General features: G+C 65.3%; 17 protein-coding genes. 7 read left to right on the forward strand and 10 right to left on the reverse strand.

The window, feature by feature from the left end:
* The first annotated feature begins 3 nt into the window (after positions 1-3).
* The 3 genes from GUI70_RS14285 to GUI70_RS26120 all read left to right on the forward strand — a co-directional run bounded on the left by GUI70_RS14285 (position 4) and on the right by GUI70_RS26120 (position 1,177).
* Positions 4-258: a hypothetical protein gene (locus GUI70_RS14285; RefSeq protein WP_161882988.1), complete on the forward strand. Its 255-nt coding sequence runs from the start codon at positions 4-6 to the stop codon at positions 256-258.
* Positions 259-262: 4 nt separating this feature from the next.
* Complete coding sequence (locus tag GUI70_RS14290; protein WP_237724933.1) at positions 263-706, forward strand: hypothetical protein; 444 nt, start codon at positions 263-265, stop codon at positions 704-706.
* Positions 707-850: 144 nt separating this feature from the next.
* On the forward strand, positions 851-1,177 hold the full coding sequence (locus GUI70_RS26120; protein WP_497747269.1) for a DUF4357 domain-containing protein: 327 nt from the start codon (positions 851-853) through the stop codon (positions 1,175-1,177).
* A gap of 129 nt (positions 1,178-1,306) precedes the next feature.
* On the opposite strand, the gene GUI70_RS14300 is transcribed toward GUI70_RS26120, so the two are convergent.
* The 7 genes from GUI70_RS14300 to GUI70_RS14330 form a co-directional block, all read right to left on the reverse strand.
* On the reverse strand, positions 1,307-2,656 hold the full coding sequence (locus GUI70_RS14300; RefSeq protein ID WP_161882991.1) for an ABC transporter substrate-binding protein: 1,350 nt from the start codon (positions 2,654-2,656) through the stop codon (positions 1,307-1,309).
* Between the two features lie 179 nt (positions 2,657-2,835).
* Positions 2,836-3,771 carry a carbohydrate ABC transporter permease gene (locus tag GUI70_RS14305; protein WP_161882992.1) on the reverse strand — a complete coding sequence of 312 codons (936 nt, stop codon included), beginning with the start codon at positions 3,769-3,771 and terminating at the stop codon, positions 2,836-2,838.
* A complete protein-coding gene (locus GUI70_RS14310) occupies positions 3,764-4,930 on the reverse strand; it encodes a carbohydrate ABC transporter permease (RefSeq protein WP_237724934.1) in 1,167 nt (388 codons plus the stop codon). The genes GUI70_RS14305 and GUI70_RS14310 overlap by 8 nt, the downstream gene beginning before the upstream one ends.
* A 195-nt stretch (positions 4,931-5,125) precedes the next feature.
* The gene (locus tag GUI70_RS14315) at positions 5,126-6,097 is read right to left on the reverse strand and encodes an acetyl-CoA carboxylase carboxyltransferase subunit alpha (RefSeq protein WP_237724935.1); all 972 of its coding nucleotides are present in this window, start codon (positions 6,095-6,097) and stop codon (positions 5,126-5,128) included.
* A complete protein-coding gene (gene accD / locus GUI70_RS14320) occupies positions 6,094-6,987 on the reverse strand; it encodes an acetyl-CoA carboxylase, carboxyltransferase subunit beta (RefSeq protein WP_161882994.1) in 894 nt (297 codons plus the stop codon). Before accD ends, GUI70_RS14315 begins: the two co-directional genes overlap by 4 nt.
* A gap of 108 nt (positions 6,988-7,095) precedes the next feature.
* Entirely contained in the window at positions 7,096-7,554 is a 459-nt protein-coding gene (locus GUI70_RS14325; protein ID WP_161882995.1) for a LapA family protein, read from the reverse strand.
* A 60-nt stretch (positions 7,555-7,614) separates the two neighbouring features.
* Complete coding sequence (locus GUI70_RS14330) at positions 7,615-8,934, reverse strand: thymidine phosphorylase (RefSeq protein ID WP_161882996.1); 1,320 nt, start codon at positions 8,932-8,934, stop codon at positions 7,615-7,617.
* A gap of 126 nt (positions 8,935-9,060) precedes the next feature.
* Here GUI70_RS14330 and GUI70_RS14335 point away from each other — a divergent pair, with 126 nt between their 5' ends.
* Positions 9,061-9,495 carry a low affinity iron permease family protein gene (locus tag GUI70_RS14335; RefSeq protein WP_161883040.1) on the forward strand — a complete coding sequence of 145 codons (435 nt, stop codon included), beginning with the start codon at positions 9,061-9,063 and terminating at the stop codon, positions 9,493-9,495.
* A 147-nt stretch (positions 9,496-9,642) separates the two neighbouring features.
* Positions 9,643-11,145: a 30S ribosomal protein S12 methylthiotransferase RimO gene (gene rimO, locus GUI70_RS14340; protein ID WP_161882997.1), complete on the forward strand. Its 1,503-nt coding sequence runs from the start codon at positions 9,643-9,645 to the stop codon at positions 11,143-11,145.
* Positions 11,146-11,149: 4 nt separating this feature from the next.
* Here the strand turns inward: rimO and GUI70_RS14345 are convergent, their stop codons facing one another.
* A complete protein-coding gene (locus GUI70_RS14345) occupies positions 11,150-11,905 on the reverse strand; it encodes an SDR family NAD(P)-dependent oxidoreductase (RefSeq protein WP_161882998.1) in 756 nt (251 codons plus the stop codon).
* A 62-nt stretch (positions 11,906-11,967) separates the two neighbouring features.
* Here GUI70_RS14345 and GUI70_RS14350 point away from each other — a divergent pair, with 62 nt between their 5' ends.
* Together GUI70_RS14350 and GUI70_RS14355 are read left to right on the forward strand one after the other, a co-directional pair.
* Positions 11,968-12,642: an N-acetylmannosamine-6-phosphate 2-epimerase gene (locus GUI70_RS14350; RefSeq protein WP_161882999.1), complete on the forward strand. Its 675-nt coding sequence runs from the start codon at positions 11,968-11,970 to the stop codon at positions 12,640-12,642.
* A gap of 5 nt (positions 12,643-12,647) precedes the next feature.
* Entirely contained in the window at positions 12,648-13,442 is a 795-nt protein-coding gene (locus GUI70_RS14355; protein WP_161883000.1) for a GNAT family N-acetyltransferase, read from the forward strand.
* Here the strand turns inward: GUI70_RS14355 and GUI70_RS14360 are convergent.
* Both GUI70_RS14360 and GUI70_RS14365 read right to left on the reverse strand, forming a co-directional pair.
* On the reverse strand, positions 13,439-14,128 hold the full coding sequence (locus GUI70_RS14360) for a tRNA (adenine(22)-N(1))-methyltransferase (protein WP_161883041.1): 690 nt from the start codon (positions 14,126-14,128) through the stop codon (positions 13,439-13,441). The two genes, GUI70_RS14355 and GUI70_RS14360, sit on opposite strands and share 4 nt — an antisense overlap.
* Entirely contained in the window at positions 14,125-14,682 is a 558-nt protein-coding gene (locus GUI70_RS14365; RefSeq protein ID WP_161883001.1) for a YqhA family protein, read from the reverse strand. The genes GUI70_RS14360 and GUI70_RS14365 overlap by 4 nt, the downstream gene beginning before the upstream one ends.
* Positions 14,683-14,687: the final 5 nt, after the last annotated feature.

Raw genomic sequence — 14,687 nt, forward strand, 5'->3', positions numbered from 1 at the left:
AACATGCCCGCCGAGCAAACTCCTCTCAGACGTGAGCATGTGACTCAAGTCGTTAAAGTCATCCAACAATGGCTCTCCAGCCAGCCCAGTCCGGGCGAGGCTGTGGTGCGGCAAGCCATCGTGTTGCCGATTCTGCAAGCGGCAGGCTTCGATATCTGGAATCCGGCGCAAGTTATTCCCGAGGAAACCGACAAGGGCGGCTTTCGACCAGATGTGCGCGTCGTGGCGGGCGAGATATCAGTTCGTGCTCGAACTTAAAGGCATGAACGTCGGCCTGCATGACAAGGACTATCAACAAGTCGCCGCTTATGCGGGCAGCAAGGGCATCCGCTGGGCGCTGCTGACCGATGGCCGCGTCTGGGTGGTCATTGATGAGCACATGCAAGGTCCGTATTCGGAGCGCATTGTCTTGAAGCTCGAACTGGTCCAGAACGCTGCCGGGGTGTTTGCGAGTGATCTCGCCGCCGTACTGGACGCGGCAAGCTGGACGAGCGGCATGTTTGAGACTCGACTTTCGGACGTCCAGCAGGCTCAGCAAAAACGGCGTGACGAAGCCCAGATTCACTCGGAAAAGCGCCCGATTGTCGAAGATGTGCAAAGCGAGTATGACATCTCCAGTTTCGAGAAGGCGGCGGCAGCGGCGGTCAGAATGCGTCTGATCACCGAAGCCGAGCGCGACGTACTGCTGGGCGCGGTGCAAAGTTAGTCACCCAGTCCAGCTGTACGGGAACTCAAGAGACCGGAGCATAAAAAGAGCGAGTGGCCGCTCAAAGCGCAACCGACCAAAGCGGACAAGCTGGAGTTCTCAGTACCCACGCCAGATGGGCCGACCCCATCCGCACCCAGCGAAATTGCCTTCCACTATCAGCCTGGAGAAGCGGATGCCCGCGCCGTTTATTTTCCGGCCCTGGGCAAATGGGTCGTTCAAGCGGGAAGTATCGCCAGCGCCGAGGTCAAGGAGTACGCCGCATCTGTGGGCAAACGCCGTCAAACCATGTTGGACGCAGGTGAAGTTGCTTTGCTGGAAGATGGGCGGCTGCGTTACCTCAAAAATGTGGAGTACACGTCGCCGAGCACGGCGGCAGATGATATTTCTGGCGCTTCTAAAAATGGCTGGATGGTCTGGATGGATGAGCAGGGCCGCCCTGCCCAGCATCACCGACCCCACAAGCCGTAAGCCTGATAATTGCTTATCAGTGCGAACCCAGATCAATTTCTGGAATGATCCAGATTGAAACCATTCGGTCTTCTCAGCAATGAGAGAGGGCCGCACCCCAGCGGCGCGGCCCACCCGATGGTCTGCGTCTCAGCGCTTCTTGATCTGCGAGAGCTGGTCGGCCAGGATCTTGTTGGCCTGCACATTGAGGTCGGCCAGCGACGATTTGACGTCCGCACCGCCGACGATGGCGGTCATGGTCTTTTCCATCACGCTGCGAACGGCGTCGTAGCCGGGCACGGCAGGCTCGGCGGTGGCGTTGCGCAGCAGGGCGTAGCCTTTCTTGTACGTGGGGTTGGCCGCGAAGTAGTCGCCGAGTTGACCGGCCACACTCTTGCGGGTGGGAAAGTAGTTACTGCCCTTGGCCCAGGTCGCCTGCACCGTGGGGCTGGCCCAGTACTTGACGAACAGCCAGGCGGCCAGCTCGCGCTTGGCGTCGCCGGTCGCGGGCAGGCTGACGCTCGCGCCGTAGAGATCGACGGTGGGCTGGGCGGTGGTGTGCGGCACCGGGTTGATGCTCCAGGCGAAGGCCGCGCCCTTGTCCACCGCGCTCTTGAAAAAGGTCAGGCCGCTCGACGAACCGATGGAGAACAGCAGCTTGCCGGTGCCGAAGTCGGTCTGATCGCCGAAGTTCTCGGTGACCAGCTTGGCGCAGCCGTCCTTGAACAGGCCCTGCAAGAAAGTCATGGCCTGGGTCGCCGCCGCGCTGCTCAGGGTGAACTTGTTGGTCTTGGCGTCGTAGATGTCGCCGCCGAAGGCGTAGGTCCATGAGGCGAAGCGCGAGGCGTCCACGCTCAGCTCGTAGCCGAGACTGCTGCCCTTGGCCTTGCTGAAGGGCGTCTTGGAGGCCTTGCAGGCCATCGTCTTGAACTGGTCGGGGGTGGTGGGCGGCCCCTTGTAGCCGAGTTCTTTGAGCCAGTCGCTGTTGTAGAACATCACTTCTGCCGAACGCTGCACCGGAAACCCGAGGCGCTGGTTACCGAACACCGGAAACACGTCGGCCTTGTAAATGCCGCTGAAAAAGTCGTTGGCGTCCACCGGACTCAGGCCCCACTTGCGGCTGGCGACCAGTGGATTGAGGTTGAGCAGCGCGTCGCCGAGCTGGTAGGTGGCGGCCTGGTTCTGGTAAGCCACCGTCAGATCCGGCATGGCGGGCGTGCCGAGCACCGGCACCATCTTCTGGTAAATCTGGTCGTAGTTGCCCTGGTACTGGCCCTTCACCGTGATGTTGTAGGGGTTGGATTTGTTGAAGTCGGCGATGATGCCGTCCATGACCTTCGCGTTGTTGCCGGTGAGCTGGTGCCAGAAGGTGACAGTCTGGTTCTTGGAACTCACTGTTTCCCAGTTGACGCTCTGGGCACGGGCGGCACCGGACAGGGCCGCGCCGATCAGCAGGGCGGCAGGCAGCAGGCGAGCGGGGGAGCGCAGTGGGTTTGACATCGGATCTCCTTTTGCAAACGGTAGAACATGATCTGAAGGATGGGGTGAAGTGCCTGGAGGAGCAAGGGACGGTGGGGGAGGGCAACCTGACTCGACTTGCAGCTTCAACCTGCGGCCTGATCGACAGGCCAGGCAGCTCAATTCAACGCGCCGGTGTCAGGCACAGGTCAACTGGCAGCTCAACCTTTCAGGCCGCTGGTGGCCACACCCTCGGTAAACTGGCGCTGAGTGAGCAGGTAGATGATCAGCACCGGCACTACGGCGATGACCGATCCGGCCATCAACAGCTGGGTTTCAGGTCCGGCCTCGCTGATGAAGGTCCACAGCCCCACCGTCAGGGGCCGCCATGTGGGCGTAAACGTCACCAGCAGCGGCCACAGAAACGAATTCCAGGACGCCACGAAGGTCAAGAGGGTCACGGTCAGCAGCGCCGCCCGGCTCAGCGGCACCACGATGGTCACCAGAAAACGCAGGTGGCCAGCGCCATCGAGCTGCGCGGCGTCCCAGAGTTCGCTGGGAATGCGGGCGAAGAACTGGCGCAGCAGAAAAATACTGAAGGCGTTGGCCATGAACGGCACCGTCAGCGCTGCCAGGCTGTCAAGCCACGAGCCGCCCGGCAGCGGCAGGATTCCGCCGCGCACCATCAGGAAATTGGGGATGAAGGTGACGGTCTCGGGAATCATCAGGGTGGCCAGCAGCACCACGAAGAGGGCGTCGCGGCCCGGAAAGGTCATGCGGGCAAAAGCGTAGGCGGCCAGCGCCGAGGTCGTCACCAGCCCCAGGATGGTCAGCGCGCTGATCAGGATGCTGTTGACGAAGTAGCGGTCGAAATTGCCCTGCACCCAGGCCTGGGCATAGTTGCCGAGTCGTGGCTGGTGCGGGAGCCACTGCTTGTTGATGGTCTCGCCCAGCGTCATCAGCGAGGTGGTAAGCATGTACAGAAAGGGCGTCAACGCGAAGATCGCCCCGATCATCAGAAAGAAATAGATCGGCAGGTGCGACCAGTGAAAGACGTAGCTCTCACGCGGCGTGGCAGCGGGGCGCAGTTGTGCCTGCAGCTCCTCTGTCTGAACTGGGCCGCCCTGAATCTGCCTACCCTGGGTCTGCTCAGCCATAAAACACCTTCCTGCCGAAAAAGCGGAATTGAAAGAGGGTCAGCACCAGAATCAGGAAAAACAGCACGAACGACTCGGCGGCGGCCAGGCCGTAATTGTTGGCCTGATAAAAGGTGTCGAAGATGTTGATGCTGGCGGTGTCTACCGTACCCTGGGCCGACGGCACCCGCATCACGTAGAGGTGATTGAAAGCCTGCAAAGTGCCGATCAGCCCGACCAGCGCCACATAAAAAATAACCGGCGAGAGCAGTGGCACGGTGATGGAGAAAAACTGGGCGATGCTGCCTGCGCCGTCGATCTCGGCGGCCTCGTAGAGGTCTCTGGGGATGCCCGTCAGGCCAGCCAGAAAAATAACCACGTTGTAGCCCACATAAGTCCAGACCCCGAACAGCACGATGGTGGCGAGCGCCATGCTCGGCCCGGCCCACACCCCCGGCCACTGAAAGCCGAACAGCACCTGACTGAGCGGGCGCGGATCGAACAACCACTGTTGCGGCGCGAAGTGCAGCCAGCCGAGCACGGTGTTGGCCAGGCTGCTCTCGCGCGGGCTGAAGATGATCCGGAAGACGGCGGCGGTGGCGACCACCGGGATCACGTAGGGCAGAAAATACACCGCCCGGAAAAACCCCTGTCCCTTGATCTTGCCGTAGAGCAGCGCGGCCAGCACGAGCGCCAGCACGATCTGGAGCGGCACACTCAGCACCGCGTAGTACATGGTCACGATCACCGATTGCAAAAAGGCCGCGTCGCCGTGGGTGGTAATCACGCCCCAACTCAGGGCAATCGCCACGCCCGCGCCCAGCAGGGCCAGCGCGGCGGGCAAGCGCCACCAGCGCCGGGCGCTCAGCTCCGCAAAGGCCCCGGTCCACAGCCAGTGCGCCGTCAGAATCAGCACCAGGCCCAGCACGAAGGTCGCCGGGCCGCCCCACGACCCCAGAAGCTGGTGGTAGTTGGCCAGGCCCACGAAATCGCCCTGCCGCACCCGCCAGTTGTAGACACTCATATAGAGCGAGTAGAGAATGGGAAACAGCCCGAACACGCCAATCAGCAGCAGCGCCGGAAGCAAAAAGAGGTAGGCCAGCCAAGCTTCCTGGCGGCGGGCGCGGCGGCGCGGCTGAACCGGGGACTGCTGCACTTGGCGCTGCGGCGGCGCGGTCAAGGGATGTTCCGACAGCGGGGAGGGGTGTGCCGGTTCGTTGACCGCTCGTTCGCGGGCCGAATGGGCGCGGCGCTCAGGGTGTCCATCGTTGCCACCATACAGCCCTGACCCTACGGCGCGGATGTCAGGGCAGAATGTAGCGGGCCGGGTGCAGCGGGAAGGGAGCTAGAGATTACGAGTCGAACCGCTCTTGCTTCAGCTCTCGCGGTACGCGCCCAGCTTGCGAAAGCGCTCGGCCCGCCCGCTGACCCACTCTTCCGGTGATTGCCCGGCCAGCTCGTCGAGGTGGCGGCTGACCGCCTCACCGAGTGCGGCGGCGGCAGCGTCCACGTCGAGGTGTGCGCCGCCGGTGGGTTCGGCAATGACTTCCTCCACGATGCCGAGTTCCAGCAGGTCGGGGGCGGTCAGCTTGAGGGCCTCGGCCGCCTCGGGGGCCTTGGCGCTGTCCTTCCAGATGATGCTGGCCGCCCCCTCCGGCGAGATCACCGAGTACCAGGCGTTTTCCATGATCAGCACCCGGTTGCCGATGCCGATGGCCAGCGCGCCGCCGCTGCCACCCTCGCCGATCACGGCGCAGACGGCAGGCACGCGCAGGCGGCTCATGCGCTGGATGCTCTCGGCAATCGCCCAGCCCTGCCCGCGCTCCTCGGCTTCCAGGCCCGGATACGCGCCCTGGGTATCGATCAATGCCACCACCGGCAAACCGAACTTGTCGGCCAGGTCCATCAAGCGCACGGCCTTGCGGTAGCCCTCGGGGTTGGCACTGCCGAAGCGCCGCTTGATCTTGTCCTTGGTGTCGCGGCCCTTTTGCTGCATCAGGAGCATCACCCGGCGGCCCTGCCAGAGCGCCGGACCGCCGATCAGGGCCTGGTCGTCGCCAAAAGCGCGGTCGCCGTGAAGTTCCACGAAATCCTCGGTCAGGCGCTCGACATACTCCAGTGCGGTGGGCCGCCCGGCGATGCGGGCCAGTTGCACCCGCTCCCAGCGCGTCATGCTGACCTGCTGGCGCAGCCGGGTGAGCTGGGCGCGCAGCGGGGTCAGGGCGCTGTCTAAATCTTGCCCGGTGCTGACGGCAGTGCTTTCCAGATCGCGGATGCGGGCTTCGAGTTCACGCAGGGTCTGGACTGTCGGTGTCTGGGTGGTGCGGGTCTGGTTGGGCCGAGTCACGGGGCCTGCTCCGACTGAACAGAAGCCGGTGCAGCAACGCCCACTGAGGCAGGGTGCAGCAACCGCAGCAGCTTGGCGAGTTCTCCACGCTGCTGGCGACGGTCCACGATCATGTCCACCATGCCGTGTTCGAGCAGAAACTCGGCGCGCTGAAAGCCGTCCGGCAAGCTCTGGCGAATGGTCTGCTGAATGACCCTCGGCCCGGCGAAGCCGATCAAGGCCCCCGGCTCGGCCACGATCACGTCGGCGATGGTGGCAAAGGAAGCGGTGACGCCGCCGGTGGTGGGGTCGGTCAGGATGCTGATATACGGCAGGCCACGCTTTGAGAGGGCTTCAAGCGCCACCGTCGTCTTGGCCATCTGCATCAGCGACAACGCACTTTCCTGCATCCTGGCGCCGCCGGACGCCGCCACCAGGATCAGCGGCAGGCCCTCCTCACCGGCCCGCTCGGCAGCGCGGGCGATTTCCTCGCCCACCACGCTGCCCATGCTGCCGCCGGAGAACTCGAAGTCCATGATGGCGGCGGCCACGCTGAGATTCTCAATCTGGCCGCGTCCGGTCAGAATGGCGTCGGGACGACCCGTCTTGGCCTGCGCGCGCGCCAGGCGCTCCGGATAACTCTCGGTGTCGCGGAAATTCAGGGCGTCCACCGGATGCACCCGCCCCGACCAGATCTCGATCGGCCCGTCGAGCAGTACCTCGGCTCGTTTGGTAGCACCCAGGCGGTGGTGAAAGCCGCAGTTGGGGCACACGTAGGCGTTCAGCGCCAGATCGCGCAGATAGACGTTTTCCTTGCACTGGGGGCATTTGCCCCACAGATCGGGGGTGTCGGCTTCGCTGGGCGGGTTGACCTGCGGGCGACGCCTGCGAAAAAACTTGTCGAGGGCCAAGGCGATGCTCCTTTATGTCGTCATTCTAGCGGTGCGGCGCGCCGCAACATGACCTGTGGCCTGAATGAACCCGGTTCAATTTCCTGATCCGCGCGGCCCGGAGCACCCTCAGTCGCCCAGTTTGCGGCGCAGGTAGGCGTTGAGCGCACTCATTTCCTGGCTGAGCTGGGCCGACGTGACCGCATCGTCCTTGCCCAGATTCACGGCGCTGCTGGGCAGGGCGCGGCCCTGGGTGAGCTGGGCATCCAGGCCAATGAAGCGCTTGTCGAGCGAGGCCTGCAACTGCGCGAAGCGGCTGGCTTCCTGGCTGTCCAAGCTCTGGCGCACCGAGTCGAGGTCGCGCAGCAGCTTGGCAGTGTCGGCCTCACGCCTGAGGGTGCTGAAGCTGGCGGCCACGTAGGCCAGCACCGCGACCAGCGCGCTGGTGATCAGCAGAATGAGGCCCAGCGGCCCGGTGTAGACGGCAAATCCCAGATTGATGTCGTGGACGGCCAGCAGCGAGGCGATATTGAGCAGGCCGAACACCAGGTGCAGCACCAACACGATGATCAGCAAGATGAGACGCATGACTCAAGGGTAACAGAGCTGGGGGAAACAGGGTTGTCCTGCCGAGTGGCCGCCCAGCAGCTACTCCACCCGCCCCAGAATCAAAGCGGGCACTTCCGGCTGAGCTGCCCCCACGCGAATACCGCCGCGCAGCAGCCCGAGCGCCGTGTCCAGCCCGCGCCCGTCACGGTGGAAGAGGCGGGCCAGCACCTCGCCTGCCTGGACAGCCTCGCCCGGTTTCTTGACCAGCTCCACGCCGACGCCGTGATCGATGGCCTCGTTCTTGCGCTCGCGCCCGCCGCCCAGCACCAGCACCGCCTGGCCTACCGAGAAGGCGTCCACCGACTCCACGAAGCCGCCCGTTTCAGCCAGCACCTCGGTGCGCCCAAAGGCCACGTCCAGCTTGTCGGGATCGTCGACGTAGCTGGGGTCGCCGCCCTGGGCGGCCACGAAGGCGCGGAACCTGGCCAGCGCCGAGCCGTCCGAGAGGGTCTGGCGGGCACGCGCCTCAGCCTCCTGCGGGGCCTCGCCGTGCGCACCCAGCGCTTCGACGGCCAGCGCCACGCACAGCTCGGTCAGGTCGTGGGGGCCGTGACCGTTGAGGGTGGCCATCGCCTCCTGCACCTCCAGGCTGTTTCCGGCCAGGTGACCCAGCGGGGCCTCCATGTCGGTCAGCACCGCCCGCACCTTGCGGCCCGCGTGCGTGCCGATGTCCACCATGGCGCGGGCCAGTTCGCGCCCGTCGACGAGCGTCTTCATGAACGCGCCCGCACCCACCTTCACGTCCAGCACGATGGTCTGCGCGCCGCTGGCGAGCTTCTTGGACATGATGCTGCTGGCGATCAGGGGCAGGCAGGCGACGGTGGCGGTCACGTCGCGCAGGGCGTACAAGAGGCCGTCGGCGGGCGCGAGGTCTTTGCTTTGGCCCACCAGCGCCAGCCCAGTCTCGCGCGCCTGCTTGAGAAAGGCCGCGTCCGTGAGTTCGCCGCTCCAGCCGGGAATGCTCTCCAGCTTGTCGATGGTGCCGCCGGTGTGCGCCAGGCCGCGCCCGCTCATCTTGGCGACCGTCAGGCCGAGCGCGGCCAGCATCGGCGTCAGGATCAGGCTGGTCTTGTCGCCCACACCGCCGGTCGAGTGCTTGTCCACGGTGTTGCTCAGGCTGCTCAGATCGAACTGCTCACCGCTTGCAGCCATCACCAGCGTCAAATCGGCCACCTCGCGGGCGCTCATGCCGCGCAGGTACACCGCCATCAGCCAAGCGCTGATCTGGTAGTCCGGCACCTCGCCGCGCACGTAGCCCATGATCAGCGTCTCGAGTTCAGCGCGGGAATGCTCTAGGCCGTCACGCTTACGAGCGATCAGGTCGGGAATGTGAACAGCAGTCTCGGTGTGGGCAGTCATGTGTCCCAGCCTAGCGTCCACCTGAGGGCCCGGCGGCGGGATGCTTCAAGTGAGGCTTAGGCGCAGGGCGCACTCTGCCTGGGGCCTGCTGGCGTGGGCCTGCGCGCCGGGAGATGAAACGTGGATATGCCACGCTGGAATGCCGTTTCCAAACTCATCAGGGCCGCCGCACCTCAGCCCAGGTCGGGTCAGCCCGGACGCCGCCCTCCCAGCCTGGAAGCCAGATTCCAGACCTTCTCGCGCCGCAGCGCGGATTTCACCAGCAAGTCGACCGCCTTTACCCTGGCGCTCACCAGTCTTCTCGTCTGGGCCGTTAGCGGGCCGCTGTTTCACTTTTCCGACGGCTGGCACCTGGTCATCAATACCGGCACCACCATCGTCACCTTCCTGATAATGTTTCTGATCCAGAATGCCGAGAACGAGGACACCCGCGAACTGCACGCCAAACTCGACGCTGTGATAAAGGCGCTGCGGGCCGAGCGCAACATGATTCACGACCCCGAACTGCTGCAACCGACCTCCAATGAGATCGGGGAGGAAATGCGGCTGGGCGAGGACTGAAGGCCGCCCAGCCCGTCATTTTTATGACTGATACTTGACAGGAAGTCAGCAGTCATCACCTTTCCCGCTGCGCCGCGCCCTTATACTGAGCGGTTGATGTGCGGCATCCCACCTCTGGGCCAAGCCGCCCTGAGGAGAGAACGCCACATGACTGCACTATTAGAACCGGGCACCGAATTGACCGCGCCCAGCACCAAAAATAAAGTGGGCTTCATCAGCCTGGGCTGTCCCAAAGCGCTGGTCGATTCCGAGCGCATCCTGACCCAGCTCCGCGCCGAGGGTTACCGGATCGCCGACAATTACGGTGACGCCGACACGGTGATCGTCAACACCTGCGGTTTCATTACGCCCGCCGTGGAGGAGAGCTTATCGGCCATCGGCGAGGCGCTCGACGCGACTGGCAAGGTCATTGTGACCGGCTGCCTGGGCGAGCGGCCCGACAAGATCCTGGCGCGGCATCCCAAGGTGGCCGCCATTACCGGCTCGGAAGCGGTGGACGACGTGATGCGGCACGTGCGTGAGCTGCTGCCGATGGAGCAGCACCCCTTCACGGACCTGCTGCCCACCGCCGCGCCCGGGGCACGCCAGAACGCCCTGCCGGTCAAGGAGAACACCCGCCACGGCGACGTGTTCGCGCCGAGTGTGAAGCTCACCCCGCGCCATTTTGCCTACCTCAAGATCGCCGAGGGCTGCAACCACACCTGCTCGTTTTGCATCATTCCCAAGCTGCGCGGCAAGCAGGTCAGCCGCGACGCCGCAGCGGTGCTCTACGAGGCCTACCGGCTCATTGCGGGCGGCACCAAGGAACTGGTCGTCATCTCGCAGGACACCAGCGCTTACGGCGTAGACATCCGGTACAGGGAAAGCGAATTTCAGGAGACCCAGGTACGCGCCCACCTGACCGATCTGGCCGTCAAGCTCGGCGAAATGGGAGCCTGGGTGCGGATGCACTACGTCTACCCATATCCGCACGTGGAAAAGGTCGTGGAACTGATGGCGGCGGGCAAGATCTTGCCGTACCTCGACGTGCCGCTTCAGCACGCCAGCCCCCGGATGCTCAAACTGATGCGCCGCCCCGGTGCGGGCAAGCAGCTCGACACCATCAAGCGCTGGCGCGAAATCTGCCCCGACCTCACCATCCGCAGCACTTTCATCGTGGGCTTTCCCGGCGAAACAGAGGCCGACTTTCAGGAGCTGCTGACTTTTCTGGAAGAAGCCCGCCTCGACCGGGTGGGGGCCTTTCCGTACTCGGACGTGGAGGAGGCCGACGCCAACGCGCTGCCTGGTTCGGTGGCCGAGGATGTGAAAGCCGAGCGGTTGGCCCGTTTCATGGAAGTGGCCCAGCGCATCAGCGCCGAGAAGCTGGCCGAGAAGGTGGGCCGCATCATGCCGATCATCATCGACGAGTTCAACGACGATGATGACGATGCGCCGGGCACCCGCTTGATCGGGCGCACCCAGGGCGACGCGCCGGGCATCGACGGCCAGGTGTATCTGTTTGCGGGCGAGTTCGCCGGGCACATCAAGATCGGCGACATCGTGGAGGCCCGCATCGAGGAGAGTGACGAGTACGACCTCTTCGGAGAAGTGGTGGCCCGGCCCGAGTGGAGGCCGAACGTGCCGCAGCTGGGCCACTTCGGCATGCACTGACGCCTTAAACGGGCCGCCCCGCCATCATGAAACTGGCGGTCATGCCGCCGTCGATGGGCACCGTCACCCCAGTGATGAAGGCAGCGGCGGGCGAGGCCAGGAAGGACACCAGTTCGGCCACCTCCTGCGGCGTGCCGAGGCGGCGCAGGGCGTGGAGGTCTTCGTAGTCGCGCCGGGTCTGCTCGGGGTTGCTGCTTTCGCCCACCGATTTAAGCAGGTCCTCGGTGGCGATCGCTCCCGGCGCGACGGCGTTCACGCGGATGCCCCTCGGCGCGAGGTCGAGGCACATCGAGCGGGTCAGGTTGATCAACCCGGCCTTGCTCGACGTGTAGGCGACGTTGTTCTGCTCGGCGAACAGGCCCTGCACGCTGGCGACATTGACGACGGCGCTGCCCGGCGGCATCAGCGGCACGCAGGCCCGCGAGAGGCGCAGCGGAGCCGTCAGGTTCACGTCGAGCGCGCGCTGCCAGCCGTCGTCGGGCACGTCCATCAGCGAGCCGCTGGCCCCTTGGTAGGCGGCGTTGTTGACCAGCACGTCCAGCCCGCCCCACTGCTCTCCGGCGGTCTGCACGGCTCGCCCGATATCGGCGGCACTCGTCACGTCGCCTTGCAGGCACAGGGCCTTCTCCAGCGGCGCGGGCAAGTTGAGGTCGAGCAGCAGGGTCCGTGCGCCGCGAGAGGCGAACAGTTCGGCGATGGCCCGGCCAATGCCCTGCGCCGCGCCGGTCACGAGAACCCTGGGGGTCCAATCGGTGGTCATGCGCGCAGCATGCCACGACTCGCCCGGCGCTGAATAGCTCGGAAACCGGCCATACTCTGCACATGTCTTCCATCCTTGAACGTCTGGCCGGACAGCTCATCGTCAGCGTGCAGGCCGACGAGGGTAGTCCGCTGCGAGATACGGCGCATATCCTGGCGCTGTGCCGCGCGGCCCTGCTCGGCGGCGCGGGCGGATTGCGGCTGCGCTCAGCCTCCGATGTCGCTGCCGTGCGCGCCATTACCGGCGTGCCGATCATCGGGCTGACCAAGCAGGTGCAGCCCGGCAGCCCGGTGTACATCACCGCCACGCCCGGCGAGGCCCGCGACATCGCCGCAGCGGGCGCAGACGTGGTGGCCTTCGATGCCACCGACTCGCCGCGCCCCTTCAGCGTGGCCGAACTCACCCAGGCCATCCACGGAGCAGGCGCACTGGCAATGGCCGACGTCAGCACGCTGGAGGAAGCGCAGGCCGCCTACGCCGCCGGGGCCGATATCGTCAGCACGACCATGAGCGGCTACACGCCTCACAGTCCCCGTCAAGACGCGCCAGACTTCGAGCTGATGGTGCAGCTGCGGGCGGCGGGCCTGGCATTTGTCGCAGAGGGGCGGCTCAACACGCCGGAACTGGCGGCACTGGCCCGGCAGCTCGGCGCGCACGCGGTGGTGGTCGGCAGCGCCATCACCCGGCCCGATGTCGTCACCGGCTGGTTTTTACAAGCCCTCCAAGCGGAGCGCTGAGAAAGGTGACCGACACCGCCAGCGCACTGCTTGAGGCTTACGACGCCCAGCTGCGCGAGGAGGCCGAGGTGCTGTCCGCCGACCACATTGACCGGCTCGGTCCGCTGTGGCTGGGCACCTTCGGGGACTTAGGCTTCGTGTCGTACCGTTCGCTGGACGGGATCGCCGACGCTGCCCTGGACAGTCTGATTGCCGAGACCATCGCCCACTTCGGTACTGATCCTCACATCCAAGAATTCGAGTGGAAGACGCGCGGTCACGACGCGCCCGCCGATTTGCCGCAGCGGTTGACCGCCCAGGGCTTTCAGGCCGAGGATCCCGAAACGGTCATGCTGGGAGAGGCGCTGGCGCTGGCCCGGCCCGTGGAGCTGCCCGGCGGCGTGACACTTCGGCGCATCGATAACCAGGCCGACCCCTATCCAGATCTGCTGCAGGCGGCCACAGCACAGGTGCTGGCGTTCGGCGCTCCCTCCAGCGCGGACGATCTGCTGCGCCGCATCGAAAAGGGCGCGGGCCAGGTCGAGGTCTGGGTGGCCGAAACTGAGCGGGAGATGCTCTGCGTAGGCCGCCTGGAGATCATTCCCGGCACCGCGTTCGCCGGGCTGTGGGGCGGCGGTACCCTGCCGGAGTGGCGGGGCCGGGGGCTCTACCGCGCCCTGACGGCAGCCCGCGCCCGGTCGGCACTCAGCCGGGGGGTACGGTATCTGCACAGCGACTGCACCGAAGATTCGCGGCCGATTCTAGAGCGCGGCGGGATGACGCCGGTCACGACGACCACCCCGTATCTGTGGCGACGTTAGCGAGAGGGGACTGGAACTTCTGGTAGGAACGCCAGCGCGTCCTGCACCACCCGCAGCTCGGCCAGCACCTGGGGTCGCCCGTGCGCCGCCAGCTTCGAGAGCCGCTGTACCTGGGCGTTCAGCTCGGCGTGCAGGTGAGGATCAGCCGATTTCAGCAGGTGCGGGCCGTAGCGGAGTGCTGCCGCCCGGGGCAGCCCTGCGTAGGCCGGATCGGGGCCGGGAGATTGCTCGAATTTCAGCACCGGGTAGCGCCAGAAACCGGCAACCAGCGCCTCGGCAGTGAGGTGATAGCCGTGAGACTGCGCCCAGCCCCGCAGCACTTCCGGCTCGGCGTTGGGCTGCAATACCATCTGGGGCGGCAGCCAGGAAGCCCGCGTGAGAATAGCCCGTATGGTGCGCGCGCCCATGCCGGTCAGGCTGGCACTCTGAACCTCATCCGGCGCAATCGGCACGAAGCCGTCGCCCTGGCGCACCTCGATCTGCTGACTCAGGCCCGCCCGCATCACCGCCATTTGAGCGAGTCTCAGCGGACCGGGATGAAGTTCGGCGGCGATGACCCGGCCACACCTGCCCGCTTCGATCAGTGCCAGCGGCAGTGCGGCGTGGTCGGTGCCGATGTCGGCGTGCGTCTCGGCGCGGATGAGGGCCAGCACGGCGCTCAGGCGGGCGTCCAGTTTTGTGTTCAGTGCCCTGCCTCATCCGGCGACGCGTCGCCCTCACCCTGCTGCGGGTGCGCCCCAAGGCGGGCCAGGATGAAGCTGTACGCACCGATGGCCAGCATCACAGCGGCCACACCCAGCCCGAAAGTCAGGATGTCCTGGCTCGACCCGTTCTCCCACTTGATCGCCACGCTGAAAAACTTGACGGCGAGGGCGACCACCACGATGCCCAGCAGTTTCTGCTTGAGGTCGTCGAAGGTGCGGATGTGCAGCCAGGCCGGAAGGTTCATGACCCGCCCCACGAACAGCGACTGCAAGCCTAAGCTGATGATCAGCAGGGCGGTGGCGACCAGCAGATTGTCGGTCTGCTCGATGGCGGCGACCAGCAGGTCCTTGCTGGTCCCGGCCTCGGAAAAGTTCGGCAGCGCTTCCCAGATGACGGTGACGGTCCGGACCGTGCCGTTGACAAACAGCACCAGCGAGAACAGGAAGCTCGACAGCACCCCGAATTCCACGATCAAGCGGGTAAAGCCAAAGAGGGCGTTACCGGACGTGCGGTGAGAAGTTCTGGGCGCGGCCATGGCTG

The sequence above is a fragment of the Deinococcus alpinitundrae genome (assembly GCF_009982895.1).
GTDB classification, from domain to species: domain Bacteria; phylum Deinococcota; class Deinococci; order Deinococcales; family Deinococcaceae; genus Deinococcus; species Deinococcus alpinitundrae.